Here is a 23,358-nt window from a genome sequence, read left to right on the forward strand (position 1 = left end):
TGCAAATATAGTTCGGCGCTTGCAAATATAGTAAGCATACTTATCTTATGCTCACCTATTATGAGCGAGGCTGTTTTGTCCGACACCCACGATCCGGCGGCGCCCAGCATCGGCCTGCTGCTTTACGACACCGCCCGGCTGATGCGCCGCGATTTCGACCGGCGCATGCGGCATGTGGGCCTTACGCGCGCGCAATGGATGGTCATTTCCTATCTGGCCCGCGACGAGGGCTCGAACCAGGCGGCGATCGCCGATTTCCTGGACGTCGAACCGATCACCATCGTGCGCCATCTCGACCGGCTTGAGGAAACGGGCTGGATCGAGCGGCGCGTCGACCCCAACGACCGGCGCGCGCGCCGGATTTATCTCACCGACAAGGCCCGCCCGATCATCGAGATGAAGCGCGAGCTCGGCGCCGAAATGCGCGAGGTGATGCTGGCCGGCCTTTCCGACGAAGCCCGCAGCGACCTGCTGGCCTCCCTGCAGCGCGTCCGCGCCAATCTGGTCCGGTCCCTCAACAACGCCGATCTCGACGACGCGACCCAACCTGCCGAAGTGAAGCAACATGCCTGATGAAAAAAACGCCCCGCTGACGGGCACCGACACCGCCCACCAATCCAGACCCAGCCTGTGGCGGCGCTATCGCCGCGTGGTTCTGCTCGGCGTGGCACCCGCGGCCGTCCTGGTCGGTGCGGCCTTCCTCTATGTCACCGGCGGCCGCTTCGTCGGCACCGACAATGCCTATGTGAAGGCGCATATGGTGCAGGTCAGCACCGACATCTCCGGCCGCGTCGTCGCGGTGCTGGCGCATGAGAACGAGACCGTGGCCGCAGGCGCGCCGCTGCTCCGCCTCGACAAGGAACCGCTTGAGATCGCGCTGTCGCAGGCCGAGGCCGACCGCGAAACGGTGCTCAACGACATCGCCGCCCTGAAAGCCAGCTATCGCCAGCGCCAGCAGGATTTGGAAGCGGCGGGCTCGACGCTCGGCATGGCGGAGCGCGAATACCAGCGGCGCCAGAAGCTGGTCGCCGGCAAGGTGATCTCGGAATCCGAATTCGACGCCGCGCGCAACGAGCGCGATGTGGCGCAGCGCCAGGTGGCCTCCATCCGCGAGGACATGCACCGGCTGCTCGCTGAACTGGGCGGCAATCCGGAGGTCAATCCGGAAGAACATCCGCGCTACCGGGCGGCTCAGGCCAAGGTGGACGAAGCGCTGCGCGACCTGCGCCACGCCGAAGTGCTGGCGCCGGCCGCCGGCATCATCGCCAAGATCGACAATCTGCGCCCCGGCGATTACGCCACCGCCGGCCGGCCGGTCTTCAGCCTGGTTTCGGAAGAAGGTCTCTGGGTCGAAGCCAATTTCAAGGAGACCGACCTTACCTATGTGCGGCCGGGCCAGAGGGCCGAGATCAGCGTCGACACCTATCCCGACACCCCATTCACCGCCGTGGTCGACAGCGTTGGCGCGGCGACCGGGGCCGAATTCAGCGCGCTGCCGCCGCAGAACGCCACCGGCAACTGGGTCAAGGTGGTGCAGCGCATCCCCGTGCGGCTGCATATCAAGCCGACAGCCGGCACCGCCGACAATCCCTTGCGCGCCGGCATGAGCGTGGTCGTCGACATCGACACCGAACACCACCGCGCCCTCCCCGCCTTCATCAAATCCGCCGCCGCCTGGGTGGGCGTGGAATAGGTCTATGAATTCCGTCAGTTGCCGCCCCTCACCCCAACCCCTCTCCCGCGAGGGGAGAGGGGCTTGGCGCAAGATCGGCAACAGCCTTCCCGTGCAACAGACCGAATACTCCCGAGCGAAACACCTTCCCTCTCCCCTCGCGGGAGAGGGTCAGGGTGAGGGGGTCGTACAGAAGAAGACTCGATCCAACCCATGACCATCTCCGCCAAATCATCGCCGATGCTGATCACGGTATCGATCATGCTGGCGACCATCATGCAGGCGCTGGATACGACCATCGCCAATGTGGCGCTGCCGCGTATGCAAGGCTCGTTGTCGGCGACGCAGGATCAGGTGTCCTGGGTGCTCACCTCCTATATCGTGGCGGCCGGCATCATGACGCCGGCCACGGGCTTTCTCTCCACGCGCTTCGGCCGCAAGCGGCTGTTCGTCTGGTCGGTGATCGGCTTCACCCTCACCTCGATGCTGTGCGGGCTGGCGGCGAGCCTTGAGCAGATGGTGCTTTTCCGCCTGCTGCAGGGCGTTTTCGGCGCAGCCCTGGTGCCCTTGAGCCAGGCCATCCTGCTCGACACCTATCCGCGCGAAAAACATGGCAAGGCGATGGCGATGTGGGGTGTCGGCGTCATGATCGGCCCGATCCTGGGTCCGACACTCGGCGGGCTGCTCACCGAATATTACAACTGGCGCTGGGTTTTCCTCATCAACCTGCCCTTCGGCCTCCTCGCCTTGTCCGGCATTCTCGCTTTCGTGCCGGAGACGGAGAAGGATCCAACCCGCGCCTTTGATGGCCTGGGCTTTGCCTTTCTTGCCCTCACCATCGGCGCGTTGCAGATGCTGCTCGACCGCGGCGAATTGCTGGCCTGGTTCGAATCGACCGAGATCCAGATCGAGGCGCTGATCGCGGGATTGGCGCTCTATATGTTCGTCGCCCACATGCTGACGCATCACCGGCCCTTTCTCGACCGGCACCTGTTCCTCGACCGCAATTTCGTCATCGGCCTCGTCTTCATCTTCATCATCGGCATCATCCTGCTGGCGACGATGGCGCTGCTGCCGCCCTTCCTGCAGCATCTCAAGGGCTATCCGGTCGTCACCACCGGCTATCTGCTGGCGCCGCGCGGGCTCGGCACGATGGTGTCGATGATGCTGGTCGGGCGCCTGATGGGCAAGGTCGACACGCGCGCACTCATCTTCTTAGGACTGGCCCTCACCTCCTTCTCGCTCTTTCAGATGGGCCGCTTCAGCCTCGACGTCACCGAATTCATGCTGGTGGAAAGCGGCGTCATTCAGGGCCTGGGCTTGGGCCTCATCTTCGTGCCGTTGAGCACCCTCACCTTCTCGACCCTGGCGCCGCATCTTCGGACCGAAGCCGCCGCCATGTTCAGCCTGATGCGCAATATCGGCAGCTCGATCGGCATTTCCATCGTGACGGCGCTGCTCTCGCGCAACACGCAGACCAATCACGCGGGCCTCGCCGAGCATGTCAGCATCTTCAACCCGATGATGCAGGCGCCCTATCTGCCGCAAAGCTGGTCGCTCGATTCGGCGACCGGATTGGCCGCCCTCGATGCCGAGGTCACGCGCCAGGCGGCCAGCATCGCCTATATCGACGATTTCGTGCTGATGATGTGGGTGACGCTTTGCGCCGTCCCGCTGCTGGTGCTGCTGAAGAAGCCGCGCAAGGTCGCCGGCACCCCGGCGCCGGCGATGCAGGCCGTGGCGGATTGATATCACACTAGCCCCCCTCCCGACCTCCCCCCTGAAGGTGGGAGGAGTTTAGAGCGAGCTGGTACGATCGGCGTCGATCCAAAGCCCTCCCACCTTCAGGGGGGAGGGTTGGGTGGGGGGCCGACGCCGCCCGATTTACATCATCGGCCGCGGCAGCTGCGCCTGCTCGATGAGCGGATAGTCGCGGCTGTTGAAGAGCTGGTAGTGCCACCACTCGTTTTTGTAATTGTCCCAGCCAGCCGCCATCATGATGCCGAGCAGCGTGAAGCGGTTCTGCTGCGCCGCCACCGAAACCTCGGTCGAGCCATGGTGGGATTGCGGCACCGCCTCGTCGAAGCCGGTGCCCATGTCGAGCTCGCGGCCCGCAGCATCGACCAGCGTGAGATCGATGGCGACACCGCGCGTATGCGGCGAACCGCGGCGCGGGTCGGCCACGAATTCGGGATCCGGCAACGCATTCCACAGGGCCCATTGCGCCTCGGACGGGCGATAGGCGTCGAAGATCTTGAAGCGCAGGCCCAGCGGCTGGGCCAAATGCACCGCATGGCGCAGCAGATCGGCCGCTCGCTCATGCAGGTAGCAATCGGGGCTCTTATAGATGACCGACCCGCTGAGATTGTGGGGCGTCGCATAGACCAGAGAAATGTCGACGTCGAAACCTGCTGGCGTAATTTCAATGAGGCTCATCTTGCCACCGGTGCTGGAGAGTTCTAAACCGCCTTTAGCAGATTGCAGCCGGGCTCGTAAGGGGGCTCGGCCCGCAGCCAGAGGTCACGACGGATTTCCCTGATGCAAGAGCGCCTGATATTGGCCATGGACGCCGCCGGCGACACCTGTTCGGTGGCGCTGGGCCGGGTTGCAGAAGAAGGTGCCGGCAGCAGCGCGCTCACCATGCTGGCCGCGCGCAAGGTCGATCTGAAACATGGCCACGCCGCGGTGCTGGTGCCGATGATCGAGGCGGTGATGGGTGAGGCGGGTGTGGCACCAGCCGATCTCGACGCGCTCGCCGTCGGCATCGGACCCGGCGGCTTCACCGGCCTGCGCATCGCCTTGGCCACCGCCCGCGGACTGGGCCTTGCCTTGGGCAAGCCCGTCATCGGCATCAGCAATTTCCAGGCAGCGGCGGCGCAACTGCCCGCGTCGGAGCGCGAGGGGTCTGCCGGCGACATCCTGGTCCTCATCGACAGCCGGCGCGCGGAGCCCTTTCTCGCTCGTCTCGACGCCGATCTTCTCTTTCGCCAGGCGCCGCATTTCATGACGCTGGAGGAGATCGCCGCCGATCTCAAAGCGGCACCCCCGGCGATCCTCACCGGCGACGGGCTGGATCTGTGGCCGGCGGAAATGCCGGGGACCCGCCGCCTGCCGGCCGCCGCCGATGCCGCGGCGATCCTGCGCCTGGCCGCTGACGGAGCGGCGCGTTACGGGCAGAAGGCCGTGCCGCATTATCTGCGCCCGGCCGACGTTTCCGTACCCAAGGCGGTCTGATTCCATGACGACCGATGCGCCGCCCGCCTTGGCCGCCCGGCCCATCGGCCCCTTCGACACCGAGCTGCTGGCGGAGTTGCACCGGCGCTGCTTCAGCGCCGTCTGGGACCGCCCCTGGACGGCGAAATCCTTTGCCGATGTGCTGGCCATGCCCGGCGCATCCGGGCTGATCGCCTGCCTCGCCGAGGAGCCGATCGGTTTCGGCCTGACCCTGCAGGCGGCGGATGAGGTCGAATTGCTGCTGCTGGGGATTCTGCCCGGCCAACGCGGCCATGGCTTTGCCGCGGCATTGCTGGAGGCGCTGCTGCAGGCGGCGAAATCCAGGGGTGCCGTCCGCGCCCTCCTGGAAGTGGCCGATGGGAACCAAGCGGCGCTGGCCTGTTATACAAGCAGCGGTTTTTCTGTCTGCGGCCGGCGCAAGCAATACTATCCCGGCCCGACTGACGCCGTGATGTTTGACAAAGTTCTATAATCCCCCTGCATTCGCGATAAATCCCGTCGAAAACGCGGAAATATGTGTGAGAATTGCAAATATTGAGCTTGGTTTCATTGCCAAGCCGCGAACCTCTGTCCTATGTATCCGACGCCAATATTGCGGATCGGCCGGATCTTTTCACAAGAGCAGCTTCCGCACCCGACGGCCCGCCCGCAAATGCGGCCGACCGCTGAAAAGGAACAGTGCCATGAGCGACGCGCTCAAGAACGATCCCTTGCTGCCCCTGGTCGCCGAGATCGCTGCCGCCTATCTGTCCCATAACACCGTCTCCATCAGCGATATCCCGCGCGTCATCGCCGAGACCCGCGCCGGTCTTCTCAACAGCAGCCAGGCAGCCCTTGCCGGCAACGGGCGCCCCGCCCTGGTCGCCGACAAGGAGCCGGCGGTGCCGGTGAAGAAATCGGTGACCCCCGACTATCTCATCTGCCTCGAAGACGGCATCAAGCTGAAGATGCTGAAGCGCCACCTGCGGACCGCCTATGACATGACGCCCGAGCAGTACCGCGAGAAGTGGAGCCTGCCGGCGGATTATCCGATGGTGGCGCCCAATTACGCCAAGAAGCGTTCCTCGCTCGCCCGCGAATTCGGCCTCGGCCGCGGCGGTCGCAAGCGCCCCGCCCGCCGGCGCGGCTAGATTCCCCGTTTCAGCCTTTCCTTAACGATCCCGGACCTGCTTCCTGCCAGCTAAGCCCTTGCACCGAAAGCCTTTCGAGGGTCGGATGCAAGACTCTTGGCGTCTGGCGGTTAACCAAGGCACAATAGCTCCCAGCCAGGATGCCGACGGGTCCAAGCGCGCGGCAGCCAAGGGCGCGGCAGCCAAGTGCGTGGCAGTTTGTCATCGACACGGACTGGCCCGGAACGGGTCTTCCTGTTAAATGGGGCCTGTTGAACCGGAGCCGGAAGATCGTTCCTTCCAAGGGACCAACGGAACTCCATATCGGGATGTCGCTGATTTGACCAAAACCATCATGACAGGCGAGGCGGGCGTGCCATCGAGGCTGGAAAAGCTGTGTATCGAAAAAGGGCTGAAGATGACCGACCAGCGTCGGATCATCGCCCGCGTTCTCTCGGAAGCGCAGGATCACCCGGACGTCGAATTGCTGCATCGGCGCGCGGCACAGATCGATCCCGGCATTTCACTGGCCACCGTCTATCGCACCGTACGCCTGTTCGAGGAAGCGAGCATTCTCGAGCGCCATGATTTCGGCGACGGCCGCGCGCGTTATGAAGAGGCGAAGGACGATCACCACGATCACCTGATCGACATCCAGTCCGGCCGTGTCATCGAATTCACCAACGAGCAGATCGAGAAGCTGCAAAAGGGCGTCGCCGCCGAGCTTGGCTACAAGCTGGTCGGCCACCGGCTGGAGCTTTACGCCGTGCCGCTGAACAAGGATGGCGAGGCGGATGAAAGCGCCATCGGCCGGACCAAGCGCGTCCTCCCGTCGGGCGGCGGCAAATGATTGTGGCTGCGGCCCGGCGCGAGCGGCCGGTCGAAGTCATCGTCGGCGATCTTGAGGCCCGGTTGGCGGAAACCGAGGCTGAGATCCTCGCCGCCCAGGAACTGCGCTACCGCGTCTTCTATGGCGAGATGAACGCCAAGCCCAGCGCCGAGATGCTGCGGGTGGGCCGTGACTTCGACGCCTTCGACCCCTATTGCGACCATCTCATCGTCGTCGACCGCAAGCGCGGGTCGGGCGTCAAGGGCATTGTTGCCACCTATCGCCTGCTGCGCCGGGAAGCGGCTCGTCGCGCCGGGCGCTTCTATTCGATCGCCGAGTATGACATCTCGCCTCTGGTGAACCGGCCGGGCGAGATTCTGGAGCTTGGCCGTTCCTGCGTCGATCCCGCCTATCGCAACAAGATGGCGATGCAATTGCTGTGGAAGGGGATCACCGACTATATCCTCTTCCACAAGGTCGAGATCATGTTCGGCTGCGCCAGTTTCCCCGGCACCGATCCGGAAGCGCATCGCATGGCGCTCTCTTATCTCCACCACCGGCATCTGGCGCCGCCGCAATTTCGCCCCCGGGCCCTGGCCGACCGCTATGTCGACATGAACATGCTGCCGCTGGAGGCGATCGACGAGAAGCGCGCGCTGGCAAGCCTGCCGCCCCTCATCAAAGGATATCTGCGCCTCTCCGGCTATGTCGGCGACGGCGCCGTGATCGATCATGAATTCGGCTCGGTCGATGTTTCCATCGTCGTCGTGACCGCCGAAGTCACCGACAAATACATGAAGCATTACACCCGGCCGGATTACGGCGGCGATTCCTGACCATGGTCCAGGCAAGGCGGCGCAAGCCTGCCCGGCATTTCGATCTCGACGAGGGATCGAGCCTGCTCGGCACCTTGCGGCTATCGGCCTATCTCGGGATCACGCTGGCCTTGAGCCCGCTGCAATTGGTGGTGCTGCTGCTCCGCGTGCCGGCGCGCAATCTGCTGCCGCGCTTCTATCATCGCCTCACCTGCCGCATCATCGGCCTCGATGTCGAGGTGCGCGGGCGCATGTCGGCGGCGGCACCGACATTGTTCGTCAGCAACCACACCTCCTATTTCGACATTCCAGTGCTGGGCAGTCTCATCCGCGGTAGCTTCGTCGCCAAGACGGAGGTCGGATCCTGGCCGGTCTTCGGCTGGCTCTCGAAGATGCAGCGCACGGTCTTCGTCGATCGCCGCCGCCACACCACGCACCGCCAGCGCGACGATCTGCAGCGGCGGCTGGATGCCGGCGACAATCTCATTCTCTTTCCCGAAGGCACCTCGAATGACGGCAATGCGGTGCTGCCCTTCCGCTCGGCGCTGCTCAGCGTCGCCGAACGGGAAGCGCGCGGCAGAGCGCTCACCGTGCAGCCGGTCTCGGTGAGCTATACCAAGCTCAACTCATTGCCCATGGGCTATCGCAACCGGGCCTATCTCGCCTGGTATGGCGACATGACCCTGGGCAGCCATCTGTGGCAGTTCGCGCGCCTCGGCCCCGCCCGCGTCGTGGTCGAATTCCACGACCCCGTCACCATCGCCGATTTCCGCTCGCGCAAGGAACTGACCCAGCATTGCTACGCAGAAATCTCCGGCGGCGTCGCCAAAGCGCTGCATGGCAAGGTGGAATAGCTCTCGCCAAGTGTATTCGTCATGGTACGCGAAGGCGTACCACCCACGAATTTCGTTAGCCTGGATCTGATCTCACTGAAGCAAACTCGTGGGTGGTCGGCCTGCGCCGACCATGACGGCTAGTTGTTGCGAGGCGTATCTTCAATCGGCGCGAACCGCCGCTGCCCATCCTCCGTCACGCCATCGAACATCGCCTTCGGCCGTGCGAAGGGTCGGCCGTCCGAGGTCAAATAGATGGTGAGCAGTTCTTCCGTCTCGCTATGCGTGGCGTCGAACAGTTTCTGATAGAGCCCGCCTTTGTAATGGCAGTGGGTCGCCTTGAAGTCGCTCACCACAGATCCTTGAATTCCCAGGCGGCCGCCGCAACGACGGGGCCGAATTCGGCTTCGTTGGCGATGATGGCGCAGGCATCGGGCTTGGCCGCGATTTCAGCAGCGTTGAGGCTGATCAGCCGGTCTTCGGCGCGCCCGTCCCACTGGCCCACCTTGCGCAGGGTGCGCACGACATTGGTGGTGATCATATGCTTGCCGCGATTCTCGCCGGCTTGGATATCGGTGGCGCCCTGGTAGACATAGGTCACGAGCCAGAGGCTGGCTGGCACCGACAGCGTTGCCTGCGGCAGGCCGAGATGGATGCCGCCTTGCGGGTCCTTGGCGAGGCTGAGTTCATACATGGTGTGGCGGCGGTCGGCTTTCTTCAGCGCCTTCTCCACCGCTTTGCGGTCGGTACCGACGGATTCGATGGCGCCGGCGATGACCATCTGCGGCGTGTACATCATCGACTTGCCGCGGGCCGCGGCATAGGCGCGCTGGCGGTCGGCGAAGGCCGGATCGGCGAAGCGGTCCTTCCAGCCGGTATAGTCCCAGTAATCGACATGGAAGGAGAGCGGCAGCAGATTGCGCCGCGTGGAAAGCTCGCGCAGGTAATCGTTGGCCGGCGCGCAGGTCGAGCAGCCTTCCGAGGTGAACAGTTCGACCACGACCGGCGCCGACGGCGTTTCCAGGGCGACCGGCGTGAGGACCGGTCCCACCGGCACGGTCAGGGGCGGCGCGGCCGGATTGAGGCTGCTGGGCGAGTCATAAGCCGGGGGTTCCAGGCCAGGGGTTCCACCCAGGCCGGGCCCGCCCAGATTTGGGCCAGAGCCGCCGGGGCTGGCAAAGGGCTGGACGAAATCGCTGCTGCTCTGCGCGGCGGCAAGGCCGGCGGGGAGCAGCAGGAAAAGCGCCAGGAGCGCGGATTTAATCAGGCGACTGAGCATAGGAATGAATTTAGGGCCGTGGGCGGAAGGCCGCCACTCACTTTCCCGTGCCGGGGGTCCTTTTGACGGTTAGAAGTCGCTGACCCGGCCGTTGCGCTCCCAATCGCCATAGCGGGTGGGTTCGGGCCCGGCGGGCCCGCCGAATTCCTTGGGCGGCGTCGCGGGCGCCTCCGGCTTCTGCGGCGGCGGGACGGGCTGGGCCGCGGGTTTTTCGTCGGTTTTATTCATGACGTTAAGACGATAGGTCGGCCGGCGCCGACGTCAAGGGCTTGATTCGGGCCGGCGCCATGACAATCTCCCCACTCGAATTGTTGATCCTCGTTCGGGAGAAAGACGACAGATGGGTTACATGCGGACCGCTTTGCTTCTGGCCGCGATGACCGGCCTGTTCCTGGCGGTCGGTTATGTGATCGGTGGCCAGACGGGTGTCATCTTCGCCTTCGGCATGGCGCTGGTGATGAACCTCTTCACCTATTGGAATGCCGACAAGATCGTGCTGCGCATGTACCGCGCGCAGCCGGCCGACGGCCATCCGCTGGAAGGGATCGTGGCGGGGCTTGCCCAACGTGCGGGGCTCCCCACACCTAAGGTCTATATCATCGACAATGACCAGCCCAATGCCTTCGCCACGGGCCGCAATCCGGAGAATGCCGCGGTGGCCGCCACCACCGGCCTGCTGCGCATGCTTAACCGGGACGAGATTGCCGGCGTCATGGCGCATGAGCTCGCCCATGTGAAGAACCGCGATTCGCTCACCATGACCATCACGGCGGTGCTGGCGGGCGCCATCGGCATGCTGGCCAATTCGCTGCTCTGGTTGGGCATGATGGGCGGGCGCGACGAGCGCAACAATCCGCTGGGCGCCATCGGCTCTCTCGTCGTGATGCTGCTGGCGCCGCTTGCGGCCATGCTGGTGCAGATGGCGATTTCGCGCGGCCGCGAATATGAAGCCGATCGCGTCGGTGCCGAGATCTGCGGCCAGCCCCGGGCACTTGCCAGCGCGCTCAACAAGATCAGCCAGGGCGCCGAAGTGATCGACAACGACATGGCGGAAGCCAATCCGGCGACCGCCCATCTCTTCATCGTCAACCCGCTGCATGGCCGCACCGGCGACAGCCTGTTTTCGACCCACCCGCATGTCGCCAACCGCATCGAGCGCCTGCTGGCGATGGAGACGGCCGGCAATCCAGCAAATTTCGCCGCCGCCCCGCGCCCGGCCACCCGCCGCTCGCGCATTCCAACGATCGACCGGCGGAGCGGTCCCTGGGGATGAAGCGGCGCGGTCCCACCCCCACCCTAACCCTCCCCCTGAAGGGAGAGGGTTAGGGTGGGGGTTTGCGCAGCGGATAAGCCTATCCCAGAAACACACCGTTCTCCGCCACCACCTTGCCCTGGGCGATGACCAGGCGGTCGTGACGCCGTTCGGCGATGGCCATGCCGATATTTTCCGCCGGCAGCAGCACCAGATTGGCGAAATTCCCCACCGCCCATCCGTAACTTTCAAGCCCCAGCGCCTTGGCGCCGCCCACCGTTACGCAATCGAAGGCCGCTTCCAGTTCCGCATCCTTGGCCCAGTCGAAGCGAAGGGCAAGAAACAGTGCCCGCTCCAGCATGTCGCCGGTGCCGAGCGGCGACCAGGCATCGCGGATGCCATCCGATCCCATGCAGACATTGACCCCGGCCGCGCGCAGGGTCGCCACCGGCGGGGCCGGGCAATCGGCGGGCGCCGTCGTCATGATGCTGATGCCGGAAGCAGCAAGGCGTGCCCCAATCTTCTGCAGCCGCGCCTCACTGGCTTGCCCCAGGCAATAGGCGTGGCTGATGACCGTCTTGCCGCCAAGGCCGGCCAGGTCGGCAAAATCGGCGATGCGCTCGATCTGCCACAGGCCCAGCTCGCCCCGGTCATGGAGATGGATGTCGACGCCCCTTCCATAGGTTTCGGCGAGGCCGAAGATGGTCTCGAGATGCCGGATCGGGTCGTTGTCGATGCCGGCGGGGTCGAGCCCGCCCACATTCTCGACGCCGAGTTTCAGCGCCTCTTCCATGATCGCCACCGTCCCCGGCCGGATCAGCATCCCGGTCTGCGGGAAGACGACGAAATCCATGCTGATGATGCCGCGATAGGTCTCGCGCAGGGCCAGCATCGCCTCGACATGGGACAGGCCGAATTCCGGGTCGACATCGATATGGCAGCGGAAGTGGAGCGAGCCCTTGGCGATGCAGTGCTCGATCAGCCTGCCTGCCCGCCTGGCGATGGGGATGTCGAAGGTGCGCAGGATGCGCCGTTCATTGTCGATATAGTCGCGCAAGGTGGGGCCGGCGGTGTTGGGCCGCCAGGGCTGGCCCCAGAGCGTCTTGTCGAAATGGCAATGCGCCTCGACCAGCGCCGGGAGCGCCAGGCGCCCGGCCCCGTCGATCACATCCGCTTCCGGCGGCAGGGGGCTGCCGGCGGGGAAGATGCCCGCGATGCGGCCGCCCTCGAGGCGGATATCGCGGAGATCGCCGTTCGGCGTTCTAACACTGCGGATGACCAGCGCCTGTCCCATCCTCACCCCCGTTTTTCCCTTTGTTTCTAGCCGATGCCGGCTTGCCCCGCCATGGGCGCAGCGCAGATTTGCGTCATGTGAAGCTTCTGTTATGGTGCCATACATGCACACACCTTGCACACACCTTTGAGAGCATGAAAGACCGTGGCCGATCGGTCTTCCTGGCCGGGCGCGCGATACGGCTGTTCAAGCGCGGCGACCGGCCGACCCGCTTCTGGCAAGCAGCCTTCCGCCGGCCGGAAGGAAAGCGGCCGCTGGTCAAAAGCACCGGCCAGGCCGAACTCGCCGCCGCCAAGAACTGGGCCCTCACCTATTTCACCGCCCTCCATGCCAGGGAGGCGGAGGTGCCTTCCGGGGGCCGCGAGAATCTGCTGGGCAGCTATCCCTTTCCCCGCATCCGCCAGGAAAAGCGCCATGTCGAACGCGAGCTCGCCTTGCGGGTGCTGGCGGCCTACCGGGCCGACCCGCTCCTCTCGCAGCGGCGCCTCGCCTCGGCGCTCGATGTGTCGCTGGCCGTCGTGAATGCCTATACCGCGCGGGGTGAAAAGGCCGGATGGCTGGCCAAACTCGAGCGGCCGGCGGGGCGCGGCAGCGGCTATCAATATGTGCTGACGGAGGCCGGGCAGGTGCAATTGGGTGAGCTGGAGCGCGTTTATGTGCAGGAAGGCTTGCGCCTTTACCGGCAGCTCAAGGCAGCGTTCGAGGGCTTCCTCACACAATATTATGGCGCCGGAATCATCCTTTTCGGGGGGTCCGAGAGCGCCGGAATCGCCCGCGCCGTGCTTGCGGAAGCCGGCATCGAGCCGCTGGCGGCGATCGACAGCGACCTGCCGGAAGCCCTTGGCCGCCATGCCATCAAGCGGCACCGCCGCCATGCGGTGCTGTGGCTGGTCGACCCCGGCGATTCGCGGGCCTTGCGCGCGGCAGCGGCGCGGCATCTCCCCGACATGCCGATCCTTAGCCCAACATTTCTTTAGGGTACGGCGTTTGAATTAAAAACGTTGAGGGGGTGCGCTGGGCGGCCTTAACGTCAGGACCGATCAATCTTTCATAAAAAATCCGGAGGGGGCTTCTGGCATGTCGATGGATCTGAAGACGATGCAATCGCTGGTGACGCGCGGCCGCATGGGGCGGCGCGACTTCATGCAGATGGCGCTGGCGGCGGGTGTTACGGTGGCCGCCGCCGAAACCCTGTTCACCAAGGCGGCGCGCGCGGAACCGAAAAAGGGCGGCAAGTTCCGCGCCGGCATCGGCCATGGCCAGACCTCGGACAGCCTCGACCCCGCGACCTGGGCCAATGCCTTTTCGGCGGATGTGGGCTTCGTGATCGGGTCGTGCCTGACCGGCATCGACCAGAAGAACAATGCGGTGCCGGATCTGGCCGAAAGCTTCGAGGCCGCCGACGGCGCCAAGACCTGGGTCTACAAGCTGAAAAAAGGCATCGAATTCCACAACGGCAAGACGCTCAAAGCCGCCGACGTGGTGGCGACCTATGATTATCACCGGGGCGAGAATTCGAAATCGGCGGCGAAATCGGTGCTGGCCGACATCACCGACATCAAGGCCGATGGCGACGAGACGGTCATCTTCACCCTGAAATCAGGCAGCGCCGACTTCCCCTATATCACCACCGATTACCATCTGCCGATCTTCGCCTCCGACGGCAATGGCGGCATTGACTGGAAATCGGGCATCGGCACCGGGCCGTTCGTGATGGAGAACTATCAGCCGGGCGTCAAATTCACCGCCAAGCGCAACCCGAACTTCCACAAGGACGGGCCCTATTTCGACGAAATCGAGATGCATTCCATCATCGACGTGGCGGCGCGGCAGAACGCGCTCCTCACCGGCGATATCGACTATATCGACCGCTGCGACCTCAAGACGCTCAATATGCTGGAGCGCAATCCGGAGGTGAAGATCACCGACATCACCGGCTTCTCGCATTACGTGGCGCCGATGGATGTGCGGGTGAAGCCCTTCGACAATGTCGATGTGCGCCTGGCCCTGAAATGGGCGATCAACCGCGAGGAGATTGTGAAGAAGGTGCTGCTGGGCCATGGCCGGCCCGGCAACGACAATCCGCTGGCTCCCTCGATCAAATTCGCGACCCAGCCGGAGCCCGTCTTCTCCTACGATCCGGAGAAGGCGAAGTTCCATCTGAAGAAGGCCGGGCTCTCCAGCCTCAAGGTCGATCTCTCGGCTGCCGACGCCGCCTTTGCCGGCGCCGTCGACGCCGCTGTCCTGATGAAGGAATCGGCCGCCAAGGCCGGCATCGACATCAACGTCATCAAGGAAGCCAATGACGGCTATTGGGACGCGGTGTGGATGAAGAAGCCGTGGTGCTTCTCTTATTGGAGCGGCAGGCCGACGGCGGATTGGATGTTCACCACCGCCTATGCGGCGGACGCCGCCTGGAACGACACGTTCTGGAAGAACGACCGCTTCAACGAATTGCTGCTGAAAGCCCGCGCCGAAACCGACGAGCCGTCGCGCGCCGCAATGTATGCCGAGATGCAGCAGATCCTCCATGACGATGGCGGCATCATGGTTCTGATGTTCAACAACTTCACCTCGGCCCATTCCGACAAGGTGGCGCACGGCGACCTCAACACCAATTACGACCATGACGGCGGCTATATGTTCGAACGCTGGTGGTTTGCTTAAGAGATACTATCGATTCTGAAGAAAACCCTCTCCCCTCGCGGGAGAGGGTGGCGAGCGGATGCGAGCGGGTGAGGGGGTCCGTCAACGAGTCCGCTCAGTCCACCCCCTCACCCTAACCCTCTCCCGCGAGGGGAGAGGGAATGAGAGTCACGGGCACGATCACACTTACGCACATCTCCCCCCACCACCCGCATCGCGCGCATCGGCTCTTGCCAAAATGGGCTGAGCCGGTTATGTTCTGCTCCTCAACCAATTGCCGGGAGGCTCGCATGCGTTACGCGCTCGCATTTACATCCCCCGGCCTGATGCCGTCGCTCGACCAACACTAGGTCAAGCCACCGGCGTACAGGCCCACTGACGGCCTGTACCCAGTCCATCTCTCTCCATTTGCGTTTCATATAGCCGGAACGATTCCGTTTCGGGGTTGGCAATCGGGACTCTCGCCGCCTGTGGCGCCGTCTCTCGCTTTTGCACCCCCGTCATTTTTCCGGAACAGATCAGAGGCGGTGACTCGGGCAGAGTCTCCGACAATGTCATGACCGATATAGCTCGCGCGCCGGCCCAGCACGGGACGGCGCACACAAAAAAACCCCGTAAACGCAGCGCTTTCGCGGCGGTCTTCGCCTTTACCGGCGGCTATTGGCGGCGGGAACTGCCGCGCGTCGCCTGGGCCGGCGGCGCCATCACGGTGGCGACCCTCACCGACATCTGCATCCCGGTCTTTGCCGGGCATCTGGTCGATGCGGTGAGTGTCGCGCGGAGCGAGGAGGCGCTATGGAACGCCCTCACCGCGCTGGGCAGCATCGTGGCGCTGGGTGTGCTGGCGGTGACGTTCCGCTTCATCGCCTTTGCCGGCATCGTGCAGCTGACCTTGCGCATCATGTCGCGGCTGATGCAGGAGAGCTTCTGGCGCGTGCAGCGATTCGCCACCGATTGGCATGCCAACACCTTCGGCGGATCGACCGTGCGCAAGATCACGCGCGGCATGTGGGCGCTGGATACGCTCAACGACACGGTGTTGCTGGCCTTGCTGCCGGCCCTGGTCGTGCTGCTGGGGTCGAGCCTGCTGCTCGCCTGGCATTGGCCGCTGATGGGGGCGATGGTGCTGGCCGGCGTCGTCATCCATATCGCGGTGACGGCGATCCTTTCCGTGAAGTTCGTCGGTCCCTCGGCCAGCCTCTCCAACCAGTGGGATACGCGGGTGGGCGGGGCCTTGGCCGATGCCATCACCTGCAACGCCGTGGTGAAGAGCTTCGGCGCCGAGACGCGCGAGGAGACGCTGCTTTCCCGCATCGTCGCCAAATGGCAGCGCCGCACGACCCGCACCTGGATGCGCGGCACGGCCAGCGGCACCATCCAGTCGGTGATGCTGCTGGGATTGCGCTGCGCCATCATCGGCATGGCGATCTATCTGTGGTGGCATGGAAGGGCGACGCCGGGCGAAGTGGTCTATGTGCTGACCGCCTATCTGGTGATCCATGGCTATCTCTACGATGTCGGCCATTACATCCGCGACCTGCAGCGTTCGGTCAACGACATGGAGGAACTGGTGGCGATCCACGCCACGCCCTTCGGCGTCAAGGATGGCTATTGGGCGCGGCCCATCGCGATCACCAAGGGCGAGATCGTGTTCGACCGCGTCACCTTCCACTATGCCGGGCACCAGACGCCGCTCTATGAAAATTTCTCGCTAACCATCAAGGCCGGCGAGAAAGTGGGTCTGGTGGGCATGTCGGGATCTGGCAAGACGACCTTCGTCAAGCTCATCCAGCGTCTCTACGACATCCAGAAGGGCGAGATCCGCATCGACGGGCAGAATGTGGCGCTGGCCGCGCAAGCGAGCCTCCGCTCGCAGATCGCCCTGGTGCAACAGGAGCCGATCCTGTTCCACCGCTCATTGGCGGAGAACATCGCCTATGCGCGGCCGGGGGCGACATTGGCGGAGATCGAGCGGGCGGCACGACTTGCCAACGCGCACGATTTCATCGAACGCCTGCCCAAGGGTTACCAGACCCTGGTCGGCGAGCGCGGGGTGAAGCTTTCCGGCGGCGAGCGTCAGCGCGTGGCTTTGGCCCGCGCCTTCCTCGCCGATGCGCCGATCCTGATCCTCGACGAGGCCACCTCGAGCCTGGATTCGGAAAGCGAGCATCTCATCCAGGAGGCGACCGAGCGCCTGATCGAAGGCCGCACGGCCATCGTCATCGCCCACCGCCTCTCCACCGTGCGGGCGCTGGAACGCATCATCATCTTCGACCAGGGCAAGGTAGTCGAGGAAGGCAGCCACGCGGTCCTCATCGGCCGGGAGAACGGCATCTACCGCCGCCTCTTCGACCGCCAGGTCCTGGGGCTGATTGATGAGGACGAGGCGGCGTGAGGTTAGTGGGGAGGGGTGACAGCTGCCAGGCAACCTTCACTCACCCCCTCACCCCGCCCCTCTCCCGCGAGGGGAGAGGGAGTTTCCACCGAACCCCGTTTCAATAGCCCCTCTCCCCTTGCGGGAGAGGGGTTGGGGTGAGGGGGCCGCGACTGATAAACTCCACCCACCCGAGAACCCACCCCCATGCTGACTTTCCTCATGACCCGCACCCCCGCTATGATGCGCGACAGTGCCGTTGGAGACATGAACATGAACAAGCCGATTGCGACCCAGCCGAGCCCCAAGGGCGTCACCGCCACCGAGCCCTTGCTGCCGCAAGCCGACTGGCCGCAAATCTACAAGGACAGCATCATCTGGGATGCCCATGCCTGCCTGCCCTTGCTGCCCAATTACGATTGCCGGGCGCTGGAGCGGCACCGGGCGGCCGGGGCCACTTATGTCTCGGTCAATGTCGGCATGGATTTCAACCCGCTGTCGCAATGCATCCGCGTCATCGCCGGTTTTCGCGACTGGATCGCCAAGCATAGCGAGCACTATCTGCTGGCCGAGTCACTCGCCGACGTGACGCGCGCCAAGAAGGAAGGGAAGCTCGCCGTCACCTTCGACCTCGAAGGCTCGGTGATGCTGGAAGACGATCTCGCCATGCTGGGCCTCTTCCGCGATCTGGGCGTGCGGCAGATGCACCTCGCCTATAACCGCGACAACAACATCGCCGGCGGCTGCTTCGGCAAGAATCAGGGCCTCACCAAATTGGGCCGCGCCGTGGTCGAGGAGATCAACCGCGTCGGCATCATCATGGATTGCTCGCATTCGGCCAAGCAAACCAGCCTCGACGTGATGGAGGTCTCGACCAAGCCCGTCGTCTTCTCCCACAGCAACGCCAAGGCCCTGTGCGATCACCCGCGCAACATCGACGACGAGCAGATCAAGGCCGTGGGCCGCACCGGCGGCATCGTGGCGGTGACCGGCATCGGCCCGTTCTTAGGAAGCGATATCGAAACCGACACCATCATCCGCCACGTCGATTACATGGTGGAGAAGATCGGCGTCGCCCATGTCGGCATCGGCATCGACTATTCCTTCGACCAGGACCATAGCGATTTGCCGGAAGGCGAAGACCCGGCCTTGTGGTGGCCCAAAGTCAAAGGCGTCGATTTCGATTTCTCGACCGTGCGGTTTGTGTCGCCGGAGCGTCTGCCGGATATCGCGGCCGGGTTGCTGCGGCATGGCTACAAGGATGCGGATGTGGCCGCGATTATGGGCGGGAATTTCATGCGGGTGGCGGGGGCGTGTTGGAGGTAGGGAGCTTACTACTCTTCTTCGCCATCTTCTTCTTTATCGCCTGCGTCAGCCCTGTCCGCTTTTAAGCGTTCACAGAGCACGTCGGCAATTCTATCAAGTTGAGCGTTCTCATCGCCTTCGACATTGAAATCGATTCTGCCAACAGCATCATCCTGTCCAAAGGCACCTGGCTTTACAGTGCTCAAGCGAATGGGAATTACGCTGTTGGTACCAAAGCGTTCTTTGAACTGATCACTTTCAAACTTTGTCCAAATGCGAGTTGGGTACTCCGGCGATTGTATCGCAATTACATATTGAGCCTCGGAGCGATAGATCGGAGCGAGGTAGTCCTCCACATTTCTCGCGAGAATATTGTGTTGCTCGTTGAGGTCATAGAAGACTGACACCTCTCGTTCTGTCAGTCGGTTCGCTAGCCTTTCTGCTAGATCTCTATTCACTCCAGCAAATGACAGCGCGAAGTCGTACTTGCCGGGAAAGAAATCTGTCTTGAAGCCGACTTGGCGAGTAAATGCCCTCCAAACAACGTTCTTCAGATAGAAAATTAATTTGGGATCTTCGACACTTAGCACCGTGGTCGACGGTTCATAGTGGAAGTAGGGGGTCAAAATTGGCGCCTTCTCTGGGTGATGGAGAAGCGCTTCCAAGTGACCTTTTTCAATTACCTGCCCAATTGATGCCTGGAGCTGGGGGTTAGCTCTCATGGCTTCGGAAAGATCGAGGGACCATTCTTCGGCCTCCGATAGCCAACGAAGAATATGTAGGTAAGGCGCTCTGCCTTCCTTCCGCAGCTTGGAGCCGCGCGCAAAGACCAGCGTCGCCTCCTTAAATTGCCGAGCAAGTTCAACCATGACATCTTCCACGACTACCGCCAAAGAAGTCGACACCGTGGCTTTTGGGCTGACAGTTTCCGTGATCCTGCTCAGCAGACAAAGTTTGTGGGCAAGTAGTTGCGCTATCTGGAAGCTTCCTTGAGCACGCTCGGCTAGTTCTTGCTTTTGCGCAATTTCAATATTTAGCGCCTCTTCTCCACGCGTGATAAGCTCTTCGACCTTTTGAATCGGGTTGGACTCAAGCCGAAACACATCCAACCTCAGACCTAGATCATGAGCGAATTTTACGAGTTGCTGCCCAGCTTTATTTATGCCGATCAGAATGAGCTTTGATTTCTCGTCTTGCGCATCGGCTAGCACCTTCATGAAATCCGATAGGCGCTCTTTCACGGCATCGGGCAGTCGATGAAAATCATCTACAATCACCGTGCCGATATTGCCCATGTCAGGCAGCTCGACGATCATCTCCAGATCGCCCTTCTTTCGAGCACTTAAGGAGAGCACGTTGTTATTGATGCCGAGATCTGAGAGTACCTTCGTGACAGTTGTGGTTTTGCCTATGCCTGACGGACCCTCAATCACCATGCAGCGGCCAGGCGTCCTTACGGAAACGAGAATCTCCTGATACCGTACGGGCTCAACAAATGTATGAGTTGGAACACCCGACAGTCGAAAAACTTCTTCAATCTTCGCCATACCAAAAACTTTCTTTTCAGTCTCTTAGCATCAAGAATATCGCATAGATTGGTCCATTCGCTACGTTTAATTGCATATTGGATAGCTCCTCATGCCCATCCGCATTCTCTCTTCCCAAACTCTTTCCGACGATTACTACCTCCTCAAGAAGACCACCTTCGAGTTGCAGCGGCGGGATGGGTCTTGGGCGACGATGTCGCGGGAGACTTATGATCGGGGCAACGGGTGCTGCGTTCTGCTTTATGACCGCGCGCGGGGGACGGTGCTGTTGACGCGCCAGTTCCGGTTTCCGGCCTATGTGAACGGGCACCTTGAGCCGCTGATTGAGGTTTGCGCGGGCCTCCTTGACGCGCACGATCCGGAGACGGCCATCGTCAAGGAAGCGGCCGAGGAATGCGGCGTCGTGGTCACCAACCCCATGCGCGTGTTCGAGGCCTTCATGAGCCCGGGGTCGGTCACGGAGAAGCTGACCTTTTTCGTGGCCGAATATTCGCCGCAGTCGCGCGTCGGCGCCGGCGGGGGTTTGGCGAATGAGGGCGAGGATATCGAGGTGCTGGAGATGACTCTGGCCGAAGCACTCGAGATGGTGGCCGACGGGCGCATCTGTGACGCCAAGACCATCATGCTGCTGCAATATGCGCGCCTCGCGAAGGTTATGGGGTGAGGTGGGGGCGTCGCGCCCTGGGCATTCACCCGTCGCTCACCCCCTCACCCTGACCCTCTCCCGCGAGGGGAGAGGGGATGAGGTGCCGCCGGCAAGAGTGTTCAAGACTGAAGACTATTGCACATCATGCACCAAGCCCCTCGCCCACAGTCGGCGAATGCCGACATGCGTCGGCGCGGGAGAGGGGTTGGGGGGGGTTGCTGCAAGCCGCACGCGCTCCGTTGTCATGCCCGCGAAGGCGGGCATCCATTCAGCCGGGGCCGCATCTTTTCAGGCACACCGATGGATCCCCGCTTGCGCGGGGATGACAATGTGGGCTGTCTCTTTCTTTCGTCATCCCCCGGGCGAGGCCCGCGCATGACGGAGTCTTTTGCGGCGGAACGCGCCCCTAGACCCGCAGGCCCCGCATCAGCTGCGTGACGTGGCGGCGCAAGGTGGCTTTTGCTTCCGTATCGAGGATGCCGCTTGATGCGCTCCCCTCGCCGGCGCGGAGGCCTGCGAGCCAGCGCATGAAGTACCAGAGGTTGAGGGCCCCCAGCATTTCGGCCGCCGCGTCGATGTCGGCTTGGGCGTCGACCGTGCCCTTCTGCGCCAGCACATGGAGGAGCTTCCGGAACTGGTCGACGCGCATCAGCTCGTCGGAGACGAAGGCGTTGCTGAGGCTCGACTGGTCGGTAAACGACGCGCCGAAGAGAGAGGACCAGACGGCGCGGTCGAGATAGCCGATCTCGGTTTCGAAATCGGTTTCCATCATGCGGCAGATGGCGTCGACCGGGTCTGCGGGCGGGTTGGCGATGACGCGGCTCGTTGCCTCATGCACCAGGTCGCGGTCGGCCTGGTAGATGGCAAGGCCGATCTCCGCCTTCGATTTGAAGTAGTTATAGACCGTGCCGACCGAGAGCTCGGCCGCGGCCGCGATGTCTTCCATCGAGGCGGCGTTGAAGCCTTGCGCCTGGAACAGGTGTGCGGCCGCCACCATAATGGCTTGTTTTCGCTTCTCTTTTTGCCGTTCTCGCAAGCCGCCTTCGGCCATCGGTGTTTCCTTGATTGACTGTAATTTTGAAATGACTATAATATTTTTCTGACTTCAATAATAGCGCGTTTTGCGCGCCACCGGGAGAAGCATCATGGGTGCCAACCACCTCGCCGCCGCCAGCCTCGACCAGGTCGATCCCAAGGACATCTGGCAGAAGGACAAGGACCATTTCGTCCATCCCTGGACCCATTTCGACAGCTTCAAAAAGGACGGCTCGCTGGTGATGGGCCGGGCCGAGGGCGCCTATGTCTATGACCTTTCCGGCAAGCGCTATCTCGACGGCATCGGCGGGCTGTGGTGTGTGAACATCGGCTATGGGCGGCGCGAGATCGTCGACGCGATCGCCGCGCAGGCGACGCGCATGGCCTTCTTCAACCCGTTTGTGGACACCACCAACGTGCCGGCGGCGGAATTGGCGGCGAAGCTCGCTGCCCTCGCACCCGGCGATCTCAACAAGGTCTTCTTCACCTGCGGCGGGTCAACCGCCAACGACACCGCCGTGCGCATCGCGCATTATTATCACGCCAAGCGTGGGCATAAGTCGAAGAAGCACATCATCAGCCGCATCGACGCCTATCACGGCAGCACCTATCTCACCGGCTCGATCACCGGCAGGCCCGGCGACCGCTCGCCTTATCTCCACTTCATCGAGGAGTGGATCCACCATGTCTCCTCGCCCAATTACTACCGCGCGCATGAAGTGCTGCCCAATGGTGTGGGCAAGGGGATAAGTGAGCAGGAGTTCTGCGATTATCTCATTGCCGAGCTCGAAGCCAAGATCATGGAAGTGGGGCCCGACAACATCGCCGCCTTCTTCGCCGAGCCGGTGATGGGTGCGGGCGGCGTCATCGTGCCGCCACAGGGCTATCACAAGCGTTCGCTGGAGCTGTGCCGCCGCCATGACATCCTCTATATCTCCGACGAGGTCGTGACGGCGTTCGGGCGGCTGGGGCATTTCTTTGCCTCCGAAGCCGTGTTCGACATCGTCCCCGACATGATCGTGACCGCGAAGGGCCTCACCTCCGGCTATCAGCCGCTGGGGGCGGTCATCTTCTCCGACCGCGTTTACGAGGCGATGTCGGCCGCCGATCCCGACGGCTGGTTCACCAACGGCTACACCTATTCCGGCCATCCGGTCGCCTGTGCCGCGGCACTCGCCAACATCGCGCTGATGGAGCGCGAGGATTTGAACGGCCATGTGCAGAAGATGGGGCCGTATCTGGGCGAACGCCTGCGCAGCTTGCTCGATCTCCCCATCGTCGGCGAGGTGCGCGGGCGCCAGTTCATGATGTGCGTCGAGAACGTCATGAACAAGGAAACGCGCGAGCATTTCCCCGATCACGTCAATATCGGCAAGCGCATCTCCGACCATTGCGAAAGGCTGGGTCTGATCGTCCGTCCCTTGGGTGCCCTGAACGTCATCTCGCCGCCGCTCACCTTGAGCAGAGAGGAGATCGACGAGCTGGTCA

General features: G+C 63.0%; 23 protein-coding genes. 16 read left to right on the plus strand and 7 right to left on the minus strand.

The genetic code is table 11. The features are described from left to right. Positions 1-60 precede the first annotated feature (60 nt). The 3 genes from ACE3OA_RS20505 to ACE3OA_RS20515 all read left to right on the plus strand — a co-directional run bounded on the left by ACE3OA_RS20505 (position 61) and on the right by ACE3OA_RS20515 (position 3,421). Entirely contained in the window at positions 61-573 is a 513-nt protein-coding gene (locus tag ACE3OA_RS20505; protein ID WP_374314310.1) for a MarR family winged helix-turn-helix transcriptional regulator, read from the plus strand. Next, positions 566-1,693 carry an HlyD family secretion protein gene (locus ACE3OA_RS20510; RefSeq protein WP_374314312.1) on the plus strand — a complete coding sequence of 376 codons (1,128 nt, stop codon included), beginning with the start codon at positions 566-568 and terminating at the stop codon, positions 1,691-1,693. Before ACE3OA_RS20505 ends, ACE3OA_RS20510 begins: the two co-directional genes overlap by 8 nt. A gap of 192 nt (positions 1,694-1,885) precedes the next feature. Then, positions 1,886-3,421, plus strand: coding sequence for a DHA2 family efflux MFS transporter permease subunit (locus ACE3OA_RS20515; protein ID WP_374314314.1), 1,536 nt, complete (start codon positions 1,886-1,888; stop codon positions 3,419-3,421). A gap of 135 nt (positions 3,422-3,556) precedes the next feature. On the opposite strand, the gene ddpX is transcribed toward ACE3OA_RS20515, so the two are convergent. Beyond that, on the minus strand, positions 3,557-4,108 hold the full coding sequence (gene ddpX, locus ACE3OA_RS20520; RefSeq protein ID WP_374314316.1) for a D-alanyl-D-alanine dipeptidase: 552 nt from the start codon (positions 4,106-4,108) through the stop codon (positions 3,557-3,559). 102 nt (positions 4,109-4,210) lie between these two features. Here ddpX and tsaB point away from each other — a divergent pair, with 102 nt between their 5' ends. From tsaB to ACE3OA_RS20550, 6 genes are all read left to right on the plus strand, one after another. Continuing rightward, entirely contained in the window at positions 4,211-4,906 is a 696-nt protein-coding gene (gene tsaB, locus ACE3OA_RS20525) for a tRNA (adenosine(37)-N6)-threonylcarbamoyltransferase complex dimerization subunit type 1 TsaB (RefSeq protein WP_374314318.1), read from the plus strand. Positions 4,907-4,910: 4 nt separating this feature from the next. After that, positions 4,911-5,378 carry a GNAT family N-acetyltransferase gene (locus ACE3OA_RS20530; protein ID WP_374314320.1) on the plus strand — a complete coding sequence of 156 codons (468 nt, stop codon included), beginning with the start codon at positions 4,911-4,913 and terminating at the stop codon, positions 5,376-5,378. Between the two features lie 211 nt (positions 5,379-5,589). Then, complete coding sequence (locus ACE3OA_RS20535; RefSeq protein WP_374314322.1) at positions 5,590-6,036, plus strand: MucR family transcriptional regulator; 447 nt, start codon at positions 5,590-5,592, stop codon at positions 6,034-6,036. A gap of 352 nt (positions 6,037-6,388) precedes the next feature. Beyond that, entirely contained in the window at positions 6,389-6,865 is a 477-nt protein-coding gene (locus tag ACE3OA_RS20540; RefSeq protein ID WP_374314352.1) for a Fur family transcriptional regulator, read from the plus strand. Beyond that, positions 6,862-7,680, plus strand: coding sequence for a GNAT family N-acetyltransferase (locus ACE3OA_RS20545; RefSeq protein ID WP_374314324.1), 819 nt, complete (start codon positions 6,862-6,864; stop codon positions 7,678-7,680). Before ACE3OA_RS20540 ends, ACE3OA_RS20545 begins: the two co-directional genes overlap by 4 nt. A gap of 2 nt (positions 7,681-7,682) precedes the next feature. Then, the gene (locus tag ACE3OA_RS20550; RefSeq protein WP_374314326.1) at positions 7,683-8,513 is read left to right on the plus strand and encodes a lysophospholipid acyltransferase family protein; all 831 of its coding nucleotides are present in this window, start codon (positions 7,683-7,685) and stop codon (positions 8,511-8,513) included. 119 nt (positions 8,514-8,632) lie between these two features. On the opposite strand, the gene ACE3OA_RS20555 is transcribed toward ACE3OA_RS20550, so the two are convergent. The 3 genes from ACE3OA_RS20555 to ACE3OA_RS20565 form a co-directional block, all read right to left on the minus strand. Further along, the gene (locus tag ACE3OA_RS20555) at positions 8,633-8,845 is read right to left on the minus strand and encodes a DUF1653 domain-containing protein (protein ID WP_374314328.1); all 213 of its coding nucleotides are present in this window, start codon (positions 8,843-8,845) and stop codon (positions 8,633-8,635) included. Next, positions 8,842-9,771 (minus strand): DUF1223 domain-containing protein, encoded by a 930-nt coding sequence (locus ACE3OA_RS20560; protein WP_374314330.1) that lies wholly within the window; start codon positions 9,769-9,771, stop codon positions 8,842-8,844. Before ACE3OA_RS20560 ends, ACE3OA_RS20555 begins: the two co-directional genes overlap by 4 nt. 69 nt (positions 9,772-9,840) lie before the next feature. Continuing rightward, the gene (locus tag ACE3OA_RS20565) at positions 9,841-9,999 is read right to left on the minus strand and encodes a DUF1674 domain-containing protein (protein ID WP_374314332.1); all 159 of its coding nucleotides are present in this window, start codon (positions 9,997-9,999) and stop codon (positions 9,841-9,843) included. Positions 10,000-10,111: 112 nt separating this feature from the next. Here ACE3OA_RS20565 and htpX point away from each other — a divergent pair, with 112 nt between their 5' ends. Further along, positions 10,112-11,044 (plus strand): zinc metalloprotease HtpX, encoded by a 933-nt coding sequence (gene htpX, locus ACE3OA_RS20570; RefSeq protein ID WP_374314334.1) that lies wholly within the window; start codon positions 10,112-10,114, stop codon positions 11,042-11,044. A gap of 79 nt (positions 11,045-11,123) precedes the next feature. Here the strand turns inward: htpX and ACE3OA_RS20575 are convergent, their stop codons facing one another. Continuing rightward, positions 11,124-12,317: an amidohydrolase family protein gene (locus ACE3OA_RS20575; protein ID WP_374314354.1), complete on the minus strand. Its 1,194-nt coding sequence runs from the start codon at positions 12,315-12,317 to the stop codon at positions 11,124-11,126. Positions 12,318-12,451: 134 nt separating this feature from the next. On the opposite strand from ACE3OA_RS20575, the gene ACE3OA_RS20580 reads away from it, so the two are divergent. The 4 genes from ACE3OA_RS20580 to ACE3OA_RS20595 all read left to right on the plus strand — a co-directional run bounded on the left by ACE3OA_RS20580 (position 12,452) and on the right by ACE3OA_RS20595 (position 18,663). Continuing rightward, complete coding sequence (locus tag ACE3OA_RS20580) at positions 12,452-13,294, plus strand: winged helix-turn-helix transcriptional regulator (protein ID WP_374314336.1); 843 nt, start codon at positions 12,452-12,454, stop codon at positions 13,292-13,294. Positions 13,295-13,394: 100 nt separating this feature from the next. Beyond that, positions 13,395-14,984, plus strand: coding sequence for an ABC transporter substrate-binding protein (locus ACE3OA_RS20585; protein WP_374314338.1), 1,590 nt, complete (start codon positions 13,395-13,397; stop codon positions 14,982-14,984). Positions 14,985-15,519: 535 nt separating this feature from the next. Then, positions 15,520-17,358, plus strand: a complete 1,839-nt coding sequence (locus tag ACE3OA_RS20590) for an ABC transporter ATP-binding protein (protein WP_374314340.1) — start codon at positions 15,520-15,522, stop codon at positions 17,356-17,358. Between the two features lie 252 nt (positions 17,359-17,610). Continuing rightward, a complete protein-coding gene (locus tag ACE3OA_RS20595; RefSeq protein WP_374314342.1) occupies positions 17,611-18,663 on the plus strand; it encodes a dipeptidase in 1,053 nt (350 codons plus the stop codon). A gap of 8 nt (positions 18,664-18,671) precedes the next feature. Here the strand turns inward: ACE3OA_RS20595 and ACE3OA_RS20600 are convergent, their stop codons facing one another. Continuing rightward, the gene (locus ACE3OA_RS20600; protein WP_374314344.1) at positions 18,672-20,189 is read right to left on the minus strand and encodes a TIR domain-containing protein; all 1,518 of its coding nucleotides are present in this window, start codon (positions 20,187-20,189) and stop codon (positions 18,672-18,674) included. 91 nt (positions 20,190-20,280) lie between these two features. Between ACE3OA_RS20600 and ACE3OA_RS20605 the strand changes: the two genes are divergently transcribed. Continuing rightward, positions 20,281-20,853, plus strand: a complete 573-nt coding sequence (locus tag ACE3OA_RS20605) for an NUDIX domain-containing protein (RefSeq protein ID WP_374314346.1) — start codon at positions 20,281-20,283, stop codon at positions 20,851-20,853. Between the two features lie 388 nt (positions 20,854-21,241). Here the strand turns inward: ACE3OA_RS20605 and ACE3OA_RS20610 are convergent, their stop codons facing one another. Next, a complete protein-coding gene (locus tag ACE3OA_RS20610; RefSeq protein ID WP_374314348.1) occupies positions 21,242-21,886 on the minus strand; it encodes a TetR/AcrR family transcriptional regulator in 645 nt (214 codons plus the stop codon). 94 nt (positions 21,887-21,980) lie between these two features. Between ACE3OA_RS20610 and ACE3OA_RS20615 the strand changes: the two genes are divergently transcribed. Further along, a partial coding sequence (locus ACE3OA_RS20615) for an aminotransferase (protein WP_374314350.1) occupies positions 21,981-23,358 on the plus strand: 1,378 nt, incomplete at its 3' end.

The sequence above is a fragment of the Dongia sp. genome (assembly GCF_041906375.1).
Classification (GTDB): domain Bacteria; phylum Pseudomonadota; class Alphaproteobacteria; order Dongiales; family Dongiaceae; genus Dongia.

What these genes read in the sequence shown, in the direction of transcription:
- ACE3OA_RS20505 (WP_374314310.1), top strand. Translation starts at nt 61, where the DNA reads ATGAGCGAGGCTGTTTTGTCCGACACCCACGATCCGGCGGCGCCCAGC.
- ACE3OA_RS20510 (WP_374314312.1), top strand. Translation starts at nt 566, where the DNA reads ATGCCTGATGAAAAAAACGCCCCGCTGACGGGCACCGACACCGCCCAC.
- ACE3OA_RS20515 (WP_374314314.1), top strand. Translation starts at nt 1,886, where the DNA reads ATGACCATCTCCGCCAAATCATCGCCGATGCTGATCACGGTATCGATC.
- ddpX (WP_374314316.1), bottom strand. Translation starts at nt 4,108, where the DNA reads ATGAGCCTCATTGAAATTACGCCAGCAGGTTTCGACGTCGACATTTCT.
- tsaB (WP_374314318.1), top strand. Translation starts at nt 4,211, where the DNA reads ATGCAAGAGCGCCTGATATTGGCCATGGACGCCGCCGGCGACACCTGT.
- ACE3OA_RS20530 (WP_374314320.1), top strand. Translation starts at nt 4,911, where the DNA reads ATGACGACCGATGCGCCGCCCGCCTTGGCCGCCCGGCCCATCGGCCCC.
- ACE3OA_RS20535 (WP_374314322.1), top strand. Translation starts at nt 5,590, where the DNA reads ATGAGCGACGCGCTCAAGAACGATCCCTTGCTGCCCCTGGTCGCCGAG.
- ACE3OA_RS20545 (WP_374314324.1), top strand. Translation starts at nt 6,862, where the DNA reads ATGATTGTGGCTGCGGCCCGGCGCGAGCGGCCGGTCGAAGTCATCGTC.
- ACE3OA_RS20550 (WP_374314326.1), top strand. Translation starts at nt 7,683, where the DNA reads ATGGTCCAGGCAAGGCGGCGCAAGCCTGCCCGGCATTTCGATCTCGAC.
- ACE3OA_RS20560 (WP_374314330.1), bottom strand. Translation starts at nt 9,771, where the DNA reads ATGCTCAGTCGCCTGATTAAATCCGCGCTCCTGGCGCTTTTCCTGCTG.
- ACE3OA_RS20565 (WP_374314332.1), bottom strand. Translation starts at nt 9,999, where the DNA reads ATGAATAAAACCGACGAAAAACCCGCGGCCCAGCCCGTCCCGCCGCCG.
- htpX (WP_374314334.1), top strand. Translation starts at nt 10,112, where the DNA reads ATGGGTTACATGCGGACCGCTTTGCTTCTGGCCGCGATGACCGGCCTG.
- ACE3OA_RS20575 (WP_374314354.1), bottom strand. Translation starts at nt 12,317, where the DNA reads ATGGGACAGGCGCTGGTCATCCGCAGTGTTAGAACGCCGAACGGCGAT.
- ACE3OA_RS20580 (WP_374314336.1), top strand. Translation starts at nt 12,452, where the DNA reads ATGAAAGACCGTGGCCGATCGGTCTTCCTGGCCGGGCGCGCGATACGG.
- ACE3OA_RS20585 (WP_374314338.1), top strand. Translation starts at nt 13,395, where the DNA reads ATGTCGATGGATCTGAAGACGATGCAATCGCTGGTGACGCGCGGCCGC.
- ACE3OA_RS20590 (WP_374314340.1), top strand. Translation starts at nt 15,520, where the DNA reads ATGACCGATATAGCTCGCGCGCCGGCCCAGCACGGGACGGCGCACACA.
- ACE3OA_RS20595 (WP_374314342.1), top strand. Translation starts at nt 17,611, where the DNA reads ATGAACAAGCCGATTGCGACCCAGCCGAGCCCCAAGGGCGTCACCGCC.
- ACE3OA_RS20600 (WP_374314344.1), bottom strand. Translation starts at nt 20,189, where the DNA reads ATGGCGAAGATTGAAGAAGTTTTTCGACTGTCGGGTGTTCCAACTCAT.
- ACE3OA_RS20605 (WP_374314346.1), top strand. Translation starts at nt 20,281, where the DNA reads ATGCCCATCCGCATTCTCTCTTCCCAAACTCTTTCCGACGATTACTAC.
- ACE3OA_RS20610 (WP_374314348.1), bottom strand. Translation starts at nt 21,886, where the DNA reads ATGGCCGAAGGCGGCTTGCGAGAACGGCAAAAAGAGAAGCGAAAACAA.